This is a genomic window from Arthrobacter sp. 05T47, assembly GCF_056395825.1.
The window spans coordinates 13,514-27,667 of sequence record NZ_JBFTKG010000035.1; the positions used below are offsets into that span (position 1 = coordinate 13,514).

Annotated in this window: 10 protein-coding genes; 4 read left to right on the forward strand and 6 right to left on the reverse strand. The window is 69.5% G+C overall.

The window, feature by feature from the left end; translation table 11 throughout:
* From AC1DEY_RS18780 to argC, 6 genes are read right to left on the reverse strand one after another with little or no spacing between them, the layout of a single operon-like run.
* A complete protein-coding gene (locus AC1DEY_RS18780; RefSeq protein ID WP_079551248.1) occupies positions 1–531 on the reverse strand; it encodes an arginine repressor in 531 nt (176 codons plus the stop codon).
* Entirely contained in the window at positions 531–1,586 is a 1,056-nt protein-coding gene (gene argF / locus AC1DEY_RS18785) for an ornithine carbamoyltransferase (RefSeq protein WP_476869290.1), read from the reverse strand. Before argF ends, AC1DEY_RS18780 begins: the two co-directional genes overlap by 1 nt.
* Positions 1,583–2,872, reverse strand: a complete 1,290-nt coding sequence (locus tag AC1DEY_RS18790) for an acetylornithine transaminase (protein ID WP_476869291.1) — start codon at positions 2,870–2,872, stop codon at positions 1,583–1,585. Before AC1DEY_RS18790 ends, argF begins: the two co-directional genes overlap by 4 nt.
* Positions 2,869–3,798: an acetylglutamate kinase gene (gene argB / locus AC1DEY_RS18795; protein ID WP_476869292.1), complete on the reverse strand. Its 930-nt coding sequence runs from the start codon at positions 3,796–3,798 to the stop codon at positions 2,869–2,871. Before argB ends, AC1DEY_RS18790 begins: the two co-directional genes overlap by 4 nt.
* Before the next feature lie 47 nt (positions 3,799–3,845).
* A complete protein-coding gene (gene argJ / locus AC1DEY_RS18800) occupies positions 3,846–5,012 on the reverse strand; it encodes a bifunctional glutamate N-acetyltransferase/amino-acid acetyltransferase ArgJ (protein WP_476869293.1) in 1,167 nt (388 codons plus the stop codon).
* A complete protein-coding gene (gene argC / locus AC1DEY_RS18805) occupies positions 5,009–6,052 on the reverse strand; it encodes an N-acetyl-gamma-glutamyl-phosphate reductase (RefSeq protein WP_476869294.1) in 1,044 nt (347 codons plus the stop codon). Before argC ends, argJ begins: the two co-directional genes overlap by 4 nt.
* Positions 6,053–6,296: 244 nt before the next feature.
* On the opposite strand from argC, the gene AC1DEY_RS18810 reads away from it, so the two are divergent.
* From AC1DEY_RS18810 to AC1DEY_RS18825, 4 genes are all read left to right on the forward strand, one after another.
* The gene (locus AC1DEY_RS18810) at positions 6,297–7,400 is read left to right on the forward strand and encodes a fatty acid desaturase family protein (protein WP_441409480.1); all 1,104 of its coding nucleotides are present in this window, start codon (positions 6,297–6,299) and stop codon (positions 7,398–7,400) included.
* 166 nt (positions 7,401–7,566) lie between these two features.
* Positions 7,567–8,532, forward strand: a complete 966-nt coding sequence (locus AC1DEY_RS18815; protein ID WP_476869295.1) for a quinone oxidoreductase family protein — start codon at positions 7,567–7,569, stop codon at positions 8,530–8,532.
* A 116-nt stretch (positions 8,533–8,648) separates the two neighbouring features.
* Entirely contained in the window at positions 8,649–12,581 is a 3,933-nt protein-coding gene (locus tag AC1DEY_RS18820) for a Pls/PosA family non-ribosomal peptide synthetase (RefSeq protein ID WP_476869330.1), read from the forward strand.
* 48 nt (positions 12,582–12,629) lie between these two features.
* Positions 12,630–14,051, forward strand: a complete 1,422-nt coding sequence (locus tag AC1DEY_RS18825; protein WP_476869296.1) for a M1 family metallopeptidase — start codon at positions 12,630–12,632, stop codon at positions 14,049–14,051.
* Positions 14,052–14,154 lie beyond the last annotated feature (103 nt).

A 14,154-nucleotide genomic window follows, 5' to 3' on the forward strand; every position in this document is an offset into this window, starting at 1 on the left:
TTATTGGCCGGCTTCCTCGGCGAACTGCAGGAAGCGTGCGGCGATGTCCGCGCCGCCCAGGGGGTCCCGGGTGACGAGCAGGACGGTGTCGTCCCCCGCGATGGTGCCCAGGATCGAGGGCATCACGGAGTGGTCGATGGCGAGGGCCAGGAAGTTCGCGGCGCCCGGCGGGGTCCGCAGCACCACGAGGTTGGCGGAGGCCTCGGCGGTGACAAGCAGTTCCCCGCACAACCGGGTCAGCCGGGCGTCGAGGATTTCCTGTGTCACGCCGCTTTTGGCCGCCCGTTCGCCGCCCTCCCCCGGAACGGCGTAGACCAGCACGCCGTCCTTGCCGCGGACCCGGACGGCGCCGAGTTCCACCAGGTCGCGCGAGAGCGTGGCCTGGGTGACCTGGACGCCGTCGTCCGCGAGCAGCGCCGCGAGCTCGGCCTGGGAACGGACCGATTCGCCGGTCAGGATCGCCGTGATCCGCGCCTGCCGGGCTGTTTTGGTGGCCGGGCTGGCCCCCGGCGAGGCGGGCTGGACGGACATCAGGCCAAGCCGTCCACCGGTGCGGGCACGTCGACCGGCGCGAGCCCATTGACCGGCGCGAGCCCGTCAACAACAGCCAGGCCGGAGCGGTGCATGAGCCAGGCCATGAGCGCTTTCTGGGCGTGGAGCCGGTTTTCGGCCTCGTCCCAGACGATGGACTGCGGGCCGTCAATGACGTCCGCGGCGATCTCGTAGCCCCGGTAGGCCGGCAGGCAGTGGAGCACGACGGCGTCCGGCGCCGCGAGTTCCATCGCCGCGGCATCCACGGAATACGCGCCGAACAGCTTCATCCGCGCTTCCTTCTCCGCCTCCTGGCCCATGGACACCCAGGTGTCAGTGGCGACGACGTCGGCGCCCAGGAGGGCCTCGGCGGCGTCGACCGTGACGAGCACCGATCCCCCGGTTTCCGCGGCGCGGTCCTCGGCGGCGGCAACGATCTCCGCGGACGGCAGGTAGCCTTCGGGTCCGGCGATGCGGACGTTCATGCCTGCCGTGACGCCGGCCAGCAGGTAGGAGTTGGCCATGTTGTTGGCGGAGTCGCCCAGGTACGCCATGGTCAGGCCCTTGAGGCCTCCCTTGTGTTCCTTGACGGTCAGGAGATCGGCGAGCAGCTGGCACGGGTGGTAGTCGTCGCACAGGGCGTTGATGACCGGGACGCGCGAGTTCGCGGCCATGGCGACGAGCCCGGCGTGCGCGCCGGTGCGCCACACGATGGTGGAGACCATGCGTTCGAGCACCTTGGCGGTGTCCTCGACCGATTCCTTGTGCCCGATCTGTGCCTCGCCGGGGTTGATGATGAGCGCGTTGCCGCCCATGTCCGCGATGCCCGTGGCGAAGGAGACGCGGGTCCTGGTGGAGGTCTTGTCGAAGATGACGGCCACGGTCTGTCGGCCGTTGCCTTCCGCGGCGAAGGGCTGCACGCTGTAGGGCGCGGCCTTCATCCGGACGGCGAGCTCGAGCACCTCGGCCTGCTCGGCCGGGCTGAGGTCGGTGTCCTTGAGGAAGTGGCGGACGGGTCTTGTCGAAGTTTCAGGTGCGGTCACGGCGGCGGTCACTGGGCGTCCTTTGCGGTCTGGAGGAGGGCCGGCAGGGCGGCGAGGAAGCGGTCGGCCTGCTCGGTGGTCAGGATCAGCGGGGGCGCGAGCCGGATGGTGCGCGGGCCGGGGCTGTTGACGATGAACCCGGCGTCGAGGCCGGCGGTGACGACGGCGGGGGCGACGTCGGCGTCGAGGTCGAAACCGATCAGCAGTCCTTCGCCGCGGACCTCGGTCACACCGTCGATCCCGGCGAGGCCGGCGCGCAGGTGCTCCCCCACGCTCCGGACGTGTGCCAGGACGTCCTGGTTTTCGAGGACGTGCAGGGTGGCGAGGGCGGCCGCGGTGGCCACGGGGTTGCCGCCGAAGGTGGTGCCGTGCTGGCCTGCGGTCAGGAGCGCGGACGTTTCCGGGCCGAACGTCACGAGGGCTCCCACCGGGAAGCCGCCGCCCAGGCCTTTGGCGAGGGTCACGGCGTCGGGCACGATCCCGGCGTCCTCGCTGGCCAGCCACTTGCCGGTGCGGCCGATGCCGGTCTGGACCTCGTCGAGGATCAGCAGGGCGCCGGCCTCCGTGGTGGCCTCGCGGGCGGCCTGCAAGTAGCCTGCGGGCAGCGGCCGGACGCCGGCCTCGCCTTGGATGGGTTCGAGGAAGACGGCGGCGGTGGTGTCGTCCACGGCGGCGCGGAGGGCCTCGATGTCACCGAAGGGAACATGCACGACGCCGCCGGGCAGCGGCGCGAACGGGGCCCGGTAGGCTTCCTTCGCGGTGAGCGCGAGGGCGCCCATGGTGCGCCCGTGGAAGGCGCCCTCGAGCGCGATGATCTTGGTGCGCGGCTTCCCTGTGTCCTCCGCATCCGCGGCACCTGTGTTCCGGCGGGCCAGCTTGAACGCGGCCTCGACGGCCTCGGTGCCGGAGTTGGCGAAGAACACTTTGGAGCCGGCCGGCGCCTTGGACAGTTCCAGCAGCTTCTCGGCGAGGGCGATCTGGGTGGGGCTCGTGAAGAAGTTGGAGACGTGGCCCAGGGTGGCCAGCTGGCTGGAGATCACCGAGGTGACGAACGGGTGGGCGTGGCCGAGGGCGTTCACCGCGATCCCGCCGAGCAGGTCCAGGTACTCCTTGCCGTCGGCGTCCCACACGAGGCAGCCGGCGCCGCGGACCAAAACCCGCTGCGGGGTGCCGAAGACGCCGAGCAGGGAGGATGAGTAGCGGGAGAGCCACTGTGCGCCGGTGGCGCGCGAGTGAACCAGTTCCCCTACCGGGGAGTGCTCAAGGTCCGTGGAAGGTGCTGTTTCGATCTGGTTCATTTGCTTTCCTCGTCCGGGACCACCTGGGTGCCGATGCCGGCGGTCGTGAAGGTTTCCAGGAGCATCGAGTGCGGCAGGCGGCCGTCCACGATGTGGGCGCGCTCGACGCCGTCGTCAATCGCKTTCAGGCAGGCAGCCATCTTCGGGATCATGCCGGACTCAAGGCGCGGCAGCATCTCACGCAGCTCCGAGGCCGTCAGCGACGAGATCAGCGATGACCTGTCCGGCCAGTTGGCGTAGAGGCCTTCGACGTCGGTCAGGATGACCAGCTTGGAGGCGCCCAGGGCCGACGCGACCGCCGCCGCGGCCGTGTCCGCGTTGACATTGAGTACCTGCCCGGTGGTGGATCCGTCGGCGGCGATCTCCGGGGCAACGGTGGAGACCACCGGGATCCGGCCGGCCGCGAGGATGTCCACGATGCCTTCCGGGTTGACGCCCACCACTTCACCGACCAGGCCCAGGTCCACCTCTTCGCCGTCCACCACGGTGCCGGTGCGGACGGCGCGGAGCAGTCCGCCGTCCTCACCGGACATGCCGACGGCGTAGGGGCCGTGGGAGTTGATCAGGCCGACGAGTTCGCGCCCCACCTGGCCGGTGAGGACCATCCGGACCACGTCCATGGCCTCGGGCGTGGTGACGCGCAGCCCGCCCTTGAACTCGGATTCGATCCCGAGCCGGCCGAGCATGGAGTTGATCTGAGGGCCGCCGCCGTGCACCACCACGGGGTGGATCCCGACATGGTGCAGGAACACGACGTCCTCGGCGAAGGCGCGGCGGAGCTCGTCGTTGACCATCGCGTTGCCGCCGTACTTGATCACCATGGTGCTGCCGGCAAAGCGCTGGATCCAGGGCAGTGCCTCGATCAGCGTGGCGGCCTTGTCCCGGGCGTCGGACTGCGAGGTGGTCTCGCGGGTCTGGGTGTTCATGGGGTTCGTCCTTACCTGTTCGTCCGTACTGTTCCTTCCCCGGGGGGTTAGCTGGAGTAGGCGCTGTTTTCGTGGACGTAGTCGTGGGTGAGGTCGTTGGTGAGGATGGTGGCCTCGGCCCCCCCGGCCTGCAGGTCGATTTCGACGAGGACCTCGCGCGGTTCGAGGTCCACGAGGTTCCGGTCATCGCCGATGCTGCCGTTGCGGCAGATCTGCACGCCGTTCATGGACACGTTCAGCTGGTCCGGRTCGAASGCSGCGTCGGTGGTGCCGACGGCGGASAGCACRCGGCCCCAGTTGGGGTCCTTGCCGAAGATCGCGGTCTTGAACAGGTTGGAGCGGGCGACGGCGCGGCTGACGATTTCGGCGTCCCGCTCGCTCGCGGCGTTGAACGTCCGGATCGCGATGTCGTGGCTGGCGCCCTCGGCGTCGCCGATCAGCTTGCGGGCCAGCTCGGCGCAGACCTGGGTCAGGCCGGCACCGAAGTCGGCGGCGGACGGCGCGGCGCCGGAGGCCCCGGAGGCCAGCAGCACGACGGTGTCGTTGGTGGACATGCAGCCGTCGGAGTCCGCCCGGTCGAAGGTGACGCGGGTGGCGATGCGGAGTTCGGCGTCGAGCGTGTCCGGCCGGACGTCGGCGTCCGTGGTGAGGACCACCAGCATGGTGGCCAGGCCCGGGGCCAGCATGCCGGCGCCCTTGGCCATGCCGCCGATGGTGAACTGCGTGCCGTTGGAGTCCGTGCCGGTGAAGACGGCCTGCTTGGACACCGAGTCCGTGGTCATGATCGCGGTGGCTGCCGCGGACCCGCCGTCGGCTGCCAGGTCCGCGGTGGCGGAACCGATGCCGGCCAGGATCTTGTCCATGGGCAGCTGCTCGCCGATCAGGCCGGTGGAGCAGACCACGACGTCGGTGGCGGAGACGCCGAGGGCCTCGGCGGTCTTCTCGGCCGTGGTGTGCGTGTTCTGGAAGCCCTGGGGTCCGGTGCAGGCGTTGGCGCCGCCGGAGTTGAGGATCACAGCGTCCACCCGGCCGTCCCTGAGGACCTCTCGGGACCAGTGCACGGGGGCCGCGGCGACGCGGTTGGACGTGAAGACCGCCGCCGCGGCCTTGGACGGGCCGTCGTTGACCACGAGGGCCACGTCCGGCTTGCCGGAGGCCTTGAGGCCGGCCGTCACGCCGGCGGCGCGGAATCCCTGCGGTGCGGTGATGCTCACGGTGCGACTCCCTGGAGGTTGAGGCCGGCGGATTCCGCCAGGCCGAGGGCAATGTTCATGGACTGCACGGCGCCGCCGGCGGTCCCCTTGGTGAGGTTGTCGATGGCGCAGCAGACGATCACGCGGCCGGTGTGCTCATCGAAGGCGAGCTGCATAACCGTGTGGTTCGATCCCTGGACCGACTTGGTGGAGGGCCACTGGCCCTCGGGGAGCAGGTGTACGAAGGGCTCGTCGTCGTAGGCCTCGGCCCAGGCGCGGCGGAGCTCCTCGGCAGTGACGCTGCGTCCTGGCTGCTGCCGAATCCTGGCTGTCGCCGTCGTCAGGATGCCGCGGCTCATGGGCGCCAGGGTGGGCGTGAAGGAGACCGTGACCGGTGACCCCAGCGCCTTGGAGAGTCCTTGTTCGATCTCCGGGGTGTGCCGGTGTCCCCCGCCCACGCCGTAGGGGCTCATGGAGCCCATGACCTCCGCGCCGATCAGGTTGACCTTGGCGGCCTTGCCGGCGCCCGAGGTGCCGGACGCGGAGACGATCACGACGTCCTCGCCCTCCAGCAAGTGGTTGCTGAAGCCGGGCGTGAGGGCCAGGAGGGCCGACGTCGGGTAGCAGCCGGGGACGGCGATCCGGGTGGCGCCGCGGAGGGCGTCGCGCTGGCCGGGCAGTTCCGGCAGGCCGTAGGGCCAGGTTCCGGCGTGCGCGGAACCGTAGAACTTCTCCCAGGCTTCCGGGTCCTCGAGCCGATGGTCCGCGCCGGCGTCGATCACCAGGGTCCCGGCCGGCAGCTGCGCCGCGATCTCCGCGGACGCCCCGTGCGGGAGCGCCAGGAACACGACGTCGTGGCCGGCCAGGTTATCCACCGTGGTGTCCTCGAGGATCCGGTCCGCCAGGCCATGGAGATGCGGCTGCAATTCCCCTAGTCTGGAACCGGCGTTGCTGTGGGCCGTGATGGCGCCGATGGTGACGTCGGGATGACCGGCAAGGAGCCTCAGGACCTCGCCGCCGGCATAACCGCTCGCCCCGGAAACGGCAACAGAAATAGTCATAAACACGACTATACAGCAAGAGTATGCATAGATGCCGATATTTATGCATCGATAGGTCTGTGTCCAATTGAGTGTCTGTGCCTAATTGAGCCCGCCCCGGCGGGTTCCGCCGGCAGAGGATTCGCCGCCGGATCGGCGGCCCGCAGAAACCCGGGGGCGTATGCTTGGTAAAGGGTGATCCAGACCGTGCAGCTGCGAATGTCAGCTGCAGCGTTGCCCGTAACCGTGACGAGGCCAGCGCTCCATGACCGCCACTTCCACACTTCCCACCCAAACGCCGGCGCGTCCGCAATCGCGCGTCCGGCAACCCAACGCCGTGGTCCTGAGCTATTCGGAACTCCTGAAAAGCGTCAAGGCGGCCGGTCTCCTCGAACGGCGCGTCGGTTTCTACATCACCCTTTTCGCCAGCCTCGTGCTGCTGATGGCCGCCACCTGGTTCGGCTTCGCGCTGATCGGTGACAGCTGGTTCCAGCTCCTCATCGCCGCCGCGCTGGGCATCCTGTGCACGCAGCTGAGTTTCCTGGCCCACGAGGCCGGGCACCGCCAGATCTTCGCCTCCCGCCGCGCCAACGACTGGGCCGCACGGCTTCTCGCCACCTCCGTGGCCGGTATCAGCTACTCCTGGTGGGAGCAGAAGCACGGCGCGCACCACAACCACCCGAACGTTATTTCCAAGGACCCGGACATCGCGCCCGGCCCCATCGCCTTCCACGCTGAAGCCGTGGCCGACCGGCAGGGGCGCTTCGCGTTCCTGACCCGCAAACAGGGCTGGTTCTTCTTCCCGCTGCTGTTCCTGGTGGGCCTGGGCCTGCAGATCGATTCGGTGAAATTCATCTTCCGCCGGGCCAAGGTCACGCACCGCTGGGTTGAAATCCCGATCCTCGCGGTCCGGCTCAGCCTGTTGCCGGTCCTCGCCTTCACCTTCCTGCCCCTGGGCATGGCGTTCGCCTTCATCGGCGTCCAGCTGGCCGTCTTCGGCTTCTACATGGGCGCGTCCTTCGCACCGAACCACAAGGGCATGCCGGTCCTCCCCGCGGACAGCCGTGTGGACTTCTTCAGCCGCCAGGTCCTGACCTCCCGGAACATCTCCGGCGGCCGTTTCATGGACATCCTCCTCGGCGGCCTCAACCGGCAGGCCGAGCACCACCTCTTCCCCGACATGGCACGGCCGCAGCTGGACAAGGCCGCCAAGATCGTCCGCGAGTACTGCGCCAAACACCAGGTTCCCTACACGGAAACCACGCTGCTGCAGTCGTACGCGATCATTGTCCGCTACCTCAACGACGTCGGACTCGCCGCGGGCCGTCACTTCGAGTGCCCGATGGCGACGGTCACGCGCCGCTACTAACGGACGCATCACCCCGCCGTCCTTGCCGGACCCGGCACGCCCAGGCGGCGTCACGAACAGCATCACGTGACGGCTGGTTACGAACGGCCCCTTCATGGTTACCGCCGGTGTCCCTAGGATGGACCCAAGGACCGGGACAGAGATTCCCTCCCGGAAAAGGAGCCATATGATGCACGCAATCGTCGCCCGCCAGGCCGGGGGGCCCGGGGTCCTGGAGCTCGACGAAACAGCCCGCCCCGTTCCCGGGCCCGGCCAGTTGCTGGTCAAGGTCGCCGCGGCGGGCGTGAACTTCATCGACACCTACAAGCGCGGCGGCGTCTACACGGTCAGCTATCCCTTCACGCCCGGGTCCGAGGCCTCGGGCACCGTGGAGGAAGTCGGGGACGCCGTCACCGGGTTCGCTCCCGGCGACAGGGTGGCCACGGCCGAGGGCATCAACTGCTACGCCGGCTACGCCCTCATCGATGAGGACAAAGCCCTGCCGGTTCCGGATGGCCTGGATGATTTCACCGCCGCGGCCCTGCCGCTGCAGGGCGTGACGGCCCACTACCTGATCAACTCCACCTTCAAGGTCGAGTCCGGCCACACGGTCTTGCTCCATGCCGGCGCCGGCGGTGTCGGGCTCCTCACGATCCAGCTGCTCAAGGCCAAGGGCGCCCACGTCATCACCACCGTTTCCACGGACGAGAAAGAGAAGCTGGCCCGCGAAGCCGGAGCCGACCACGTGCTGCGCTACGACGGCTTCGCGGAGCGGGTCCGGGACCTGACCAGCGGTATTGGCGCGGACGTTGTGTACGACGGCGTCGGAAAAGACACGTTCGACGCTTCCCTGGAATCGCTGCGCATCCGGGGCACGCTGGTGCTCTTCGGCGCAGCGTCCGGCCCGGTCCCGCCGTTCGACCCGCAGCGGCTCAACGCCGGCGGTTCGCTGTACCTCACCCGGCCCACCATGGCCCACTATCTTCGCGACGCCCGGGAACGCCGCTGGCGCTCCGACGAAGTCTTCGCCGCGGCCGCCAATGGCAGCCTCAAGGTCAGGATCGGCGCCCGCTACCCGCTCGCCGAGGCAGCCCGCGCCCACGAAGACCTCGAACAACGCCGCACCACCGGGAAAGTCATCCTGGTCCCCTAAAAGGCCGCACGGTCACTTAGGCCGCGCGGCAACACCATCCGTTCATCTCATGCAGGGATAATGCGCCAGTGACCGAGCAACGACTGACCCCGAGTGAAGCCCCCGACGCCGGCACGGTGCAGAGTCTTCCCGCGCCCCGTGACACCGTTTGCGAGCCCCAGCTGCCGGGCGCACTCGCCGCCCCGCCGGAGCGGACGCTCATAGATATCCTGCGCGATACCGCCGCCCGTTTCCCGGATGCTTCCGCGCTGGACGACGGTCACCGCTCGCTCAGTTACGCCCAGCTCATGGACGAAGTCCGGGCAACCGCCAGGAAGCTGCACCTGGCCGGGCTGGGTGCCGGCGACAAGGTCGGCGTGCGGATCCCCTCCGGCACCAACGAGCTGTACGTCTCGATCCTGGCGGTGCTGCTGGTCGGTGCGGCCTACGTCCCGGTGGACGCCGACGATCCGGATGAGCGGGCCAAACTGGTCTTCGGCGAGGCCCGGGTGGCCGCCATCCTTCGCGCCGGCGGCAAGATCGTCACGGACAGCAACCACCCCCGGCCGTTCCCCGACGCGAGGCCGCCAGGGCCCGACGACGACGCCTGGGTCATCTTCACTTCGGGCTCCACCGGCACACCCAAGGGTGTTGCGGTCCAGCACCGCTCGGCCGCCGCGTTCGTGGACGCCGAGGCCCGCATCTTCCTGAAGGATGATCCGGTGGGCCCGCAGGACCGGGTGCTGGCCGGCCTTTCCGTGGCATTCGATGCCTCCTGCGAGGAGATGTGGCTCGCGTGGCGTCACGGCGCCTGCCTGGTTCCGGCACCCCGGGCGCTGGTCCGGACCGGGATGGACCTGGGCCCGTGGCTGATCAGCCACGGCATCACGGTGGTCTCGACAGTCCCCACGCTCGCCGCGCTCTGGCCGGTGGAGTCGCTGGAAAGCGTCCGGCTGCTCATCTTCGGCGGAGAGGCGTGCCCGCCGGACCTTGCCGAGCGGCTCGCCGTCGAGGGACGGGAAGTGTGGAACACCTACGGGCCCACTGAGGCCACCGTGGTCGCGTGCGCGGCGCGGCTGGGCGGGGCCGGCCCCGTCCGGATCGGCCTGCCGCTTGACGGCTGGGACCTCGCCGTCGTCGACTCCGAATCGCTGCCCGTCGCCGAAGGGTCCGTGGGCGAACTGATCATCGGCGGCGTCGGGCTGGCCCGGTACCTCGACCCGGCCAAGGACGCGGAAAAGTACGCCCCCATGCCGTCCCTGGGCTGGCCGCGCGCCTACCGTTCCGGCGACCTCGTCAAATTCGAGGCGGAGGGCCTGATCTTCCAGGGCCGCGCCGATGAACAAGTCAAGCTCGGCGGCCGCCGGATCGAGCTCGGAGAGATCGACGCCGCACTGCAGTCGCTGCCGGATGTCGCCGGCGCCGCCGCCGCGGTCCAGACCACCGCGGCCGGCAACCAGATCCTGGTCGGCTACCTTGCCGCCGTGTCCGGCGTGGACATCGACCTCGCGGCGGCGCGCGAACTGCTCGGCGAGAGCCTGCCGGCGCCGCTCATCCCACTCTTGACGCTCGTCGACTCCCTGCCCACCAAGACCAGCGGCAAAGTGGACCGCCATGCCCTGCCCTGGCCGCTCAGCGGGACCGGAGCCGCCGAGGCCGAGGGTGCGCCCCTGAACCTGCCCGATGACGCGCAGTGGATCGTGGAGCAATGGAGTGCCGTGCTGGGAAGCCTAGTGACGAGCCTGGACGCCGATTTCTTCGCCTACGGCGGCGGCTCACTGGCCGCCGCGCAGCTCGTGTCCGCCCTGCGCGTGCGCTATCCGACCATCACGGTGGCCGATATCTACGCGACACCCCGGGTGGGCGCCTTGGTGGACGAGGCCCGCCAGTCGCTCCCGGAGGGCGGGGCAGTCGCCGCCCAGGAGCGTTCCGTCACGCCCACGTCGAGGAAGTCCCAGGCCTTCCAGACCCTCCTGGGCATTCCCCTGCAAGTCCTCGTCGGCATGCGCTGGCTGACCTACTTGATGGCCGCCAACAATCTCCTGGCCGCCTTCGCCGGTTTCAGCGCCGCGCCGACCCTCTCCTGGTGGTGGGTCGGTGCGTCGTGGCTGGTCTTCGTCAGCCCGGCGGGGCGGATGCTGATCTCCATCGCCGCGGCCCGCCTGCTGCTGCGCAACGTGGTGCCCGGGACGTATCCCCGGTCCGGGCGTGTGCACCTCCGGCTTTGGCTCGCCGAACAGATCCAGGATCTCGCCGGCGCCATCAGCCTGGCCAGCGCGCCCTGGGTGCCGTACTACGCGAAGGCGCTCGGCGCGAAGATCGGCGAGAACGTCCAACTGCATTCGCTGCCGCCGGTCACCGGGCTGCTGTCCCTTGGGACCGGGTCCAATATCGAGCCTGAGGTCGATCTGTCCGGCTGGTGGATCGACGGCGACCGTGTCCACATCGGCGCCATCCGGATTGGCCCAGGCGCCAGTGTCGGGGCCCGCAGCACTCTCATGCCCGGAGCCACTGTGGGCGCCGGAGCGCAGGTGGAACCGGGCTCCGCGGTGATCGGCAAGGTCAAGGCAGGCCAGCTGGTGGCAGGCTCACCGGCCGAGCGGCGCGGCAAGGCCAAGCACTCGTGGCCCGACTCCCCGCCCGAACACCGGCTGATCGGCCGGCTGTGGTTCGCCGGCTTCGCCGCGGCATCCGCCGGGCTGGCGCTCATCCCCTATATCTCCGCCGCCGCCGCGGCCTTCGTGGTCTTTGGGTTCATCCGGGGCAGCTCCTCGCTGTCCGCGGCACTGCCCGGCATTGCGCTCTCCATCCCCCTGGCCGCGCTGGCCTGGTTCGCGACCAACCTGCTGCTGATCCTGGCCACCACGAGGCTGCTGAGCGTCGGACTCGCCGAGGGCTACTACCGGGTCCGGAGCCGGATTGGCTGGCAGGTGTGGGCGACCGAGCGAGTGCTGGACCTCGCCCGGGATCTGCTGTTCCCCATCTACGCGAGCCTCTTTACCCCGGTCTGGCTGCGGCTTCTCGGCGCCAAGGTGGGCCGCAACGTGGAAGCCTCGACAGTGCTGCTGATCCCGAGTATGACCACCGTGGGCGAGGGCGCCTTCCTGGCCGATGACACCATGGTGGCCTCCTACGAACTCGATGGCGGCTGGATGCACATTGCGCCGGCCAAGATCGGAAAGCGGTCCTTCCTGGGCAACTCCGGCATGACGGCGGCCGGCCGCAACGTGCCCAAGAACTCCCTCGTCGCGGTCCTCTCGGCCACGCCGGCCAAGGCCAAATCCGGGACATCATGGCTCGGCAGCCCGCCCGTCCGGCTGCGGCGCACCGCCATCGCCTCCGACGACACGCGGACGTACCAGCCGCCCCGGAGGCTGAAGGTCGCGCGGACCCTGTGGGAGCTGTGCCGGTTCGTCCCTGTCATGCTGACGGTCGCGATCGCCGTCGGCGTGATGCTCGCGTTCGACGCCATGGCGGCCACGTTCAACTACGGCGTCGCCGCCGTCCTGGGCGGCGTGGTGGTCCTCATCGCAGGCGCCACTGCGGCAGGCAGCGCGGTTGTGGCCAAATGGCTGCTGGTGGGCCGGATCCGCAGCGGCGAGCATCCGCTGTGGAGCTCCTTCATTTGGCGCAACGAGGTAGTGGACACCTTCATTGAGATGGTCAGCGCCCCGTGGTTCGCGCGTGCCGCCACGGGGACACCGGCGCTGGTCTGGTGGCTGCGGGCACTGGGGGCGAAGATCGGCAGGGGAACCTGGTGCGAAAGCTACTGGCTGCCCGAGGCGGATCTGGTCACGCTCGGCCGGAACTCGACCGTCAACCGCGGGTGTGTCGTCCAGACCCATCTGTTCCATGACCGGGTCATGAGCATCGACACTGTTACGCTCGATGACGGAGCCACCATGGGGCCGCACGGGGTYATCCTGCCGCAGGCCAGGATCGGCAACGGCGGCACCGTGGGGCCGGCGTCCCTCGTCATGCGGGGCGAGACCGTCCCCGCCGGCACCTACTGGATGGGCAACCCGGTCAGCCCGTGGGACGGGCCGGAACCGCCCGCCGGTCCCCAGTAGGCCCGGCCCGCGAACGTCCACCAGCACCACAACCCGAAGGTCCGTCCATTGAGCACCAGTGCAGCAAGCAGCAGCGCCGCAGCCGGCGGGGAGATCAGCCGGGAAATCAGCAGGGAAATCAGCCAGGCCATCAGTCCGGCGGCGGGCGCCCCGGACCCCTACATGCCCGGCCACGGGACCAACGCCTACCGTGTCACCCGGTACGAACTGGACCTGGACTACCGGGTCAGCAGCAACCGTCTTAGCGGGCACGCCCTCCTGCACGCCGTCACCCAGCTCCCGACGTCGGCGATCGTCCTGGACCTGGCCGGGCTGCGGGCCACCAAGATCCAGCTCGACGGCCGCCGGGTGCGAAGGTTCACCCAGCGGGCCGAGCAGCTCCTCGTCTACCCCGACGTTCCGCTGCTCGCCAATGAGGCCTTCACCCTGGACATCCGCTACGAGGGCTACCCTGCGCCGCGCCGCGGCCTGTGGGGCGAGGTCGGCTGGGAAGAGCTCTCCGATGGCGTGCTGGTCGCCGGCCAGCCCAACGGCGCCGCCTCCTGGTTTCCGTGCAACGACCATCCGCGGGACAAGGCGAGCTACCGGATCACGGTGACCACCGACGCGAACTACCGTGCGGTGTGCAACGGGGTGCTCCTCTCGCGCACCAGCAGGGCCAGCCGCGAGACCTGGGTGTACGAGCAGGCCGAACCCATGGCCACCTACCTCGCCACGGTCCAGATCGGACGCTACGAGGTCCTGACGCTCAATGCCGAGCGGCCCTCCGGGCACGTGCCGCAGTACGTGGCCGTTCCGGCGTCGCTGGCGGCGGGCGCCCGGGCCGCCCTGGCCCGCCAACCCGACATGATGCGGACCTTCACCAACTGTTTTGGGCCCTACCCGTTTCCGGAGTACACCGTGGTGGTGACCGGGGACGTGCTGGAGATTCCACTGGAGGCGCAGACGCTGTCCATCCTGGGCCCGAATCATTTGCGGCAGGACTGGGAGTCGCAGAGGATGATCGCCCACGAACTCGCCCACCAGTGGTTCGGGAACTCGCTCACGACCGCGACGTGGAAGAACATCTGGCTGCATGAGGGATTCGCCTGCTACGCGGAATGGCTCTGGTCCGAAGAGGCCGGCATCATGTCGGTGGCGGGCCGGGCCCGGGCTGCGTGGCGCAAACTGGCCGCTTCCCCGCAGGACCTGATGGTGGGTGACCCCGGGCCGGAGCTGATGTTTGACGACCGGGTCTACAAGCGCGGAGCCCTGGCCCTGCACGCCCTGCGGGTGCGCTGCGGTGACCTCGCCTTCTTCGCCCTGCTGCACGACTGGACGGACCGGTTCCGCCACGGCACCGTGACCACGGCAGACTTCAKCGTCGCCGCCGGCCACACGACGGGGCTCGACGCCGAGGCCCTGCTGCACCCCTGGCTGTTCGAGGACGCCCTCCCGCCGCTCCCGCACGCGGCCCCGCCGACGCTCTGACGGCCACGCAATTGCCGCAGGGCCCCTAAACAGAAAAACCCTGGCCGAAAAACCCTGGCCGGAAAGCCGGATCCGGCGGGCCTGGGCCGAGTCCGGAACCTTC

Excerpts from the sequence above, each read along its gene's own strand:
- AC1DEY_RS18780 (WP_079551248.1), bottom strand. The coding sequence starts at position 531 with ATGTCCGTCCAGCCCGCCTCGCCGGGGGCCAGCCCGGCCACCAAAACA.
- AC1DEY_RS18790 (WP_476869291.1), bottom strand. The coding sequence starts at position 2,872 with ATGAACCAGATCGAAACAGCACCTTCCACGGACCTTGAGCACTCCCCG.
- argC (WP_476869294.1), bottom strand. The coding sequence starts at position 6,052 with ATGACTATTTCTGTTGCCGTTTCCGGGGCGAGCGGTTATGCCGGCGGC.
- AC1DEY_RS18810 (WP_441409480.1), top strand. The coding sequence starts at position 6,297 with ATGACCGCCACTTCCACACTTCCCACCCAAACGCCGGCGCGTCCGCAA.
- AC1DEY_RS18815 (WP_476869295.1), top strand. The coding sequence starts at position 7,567 with ATGATGCACGCAATCGTCGCCCGCCAGGCCGGGGGGCCCGGGGTCCTG.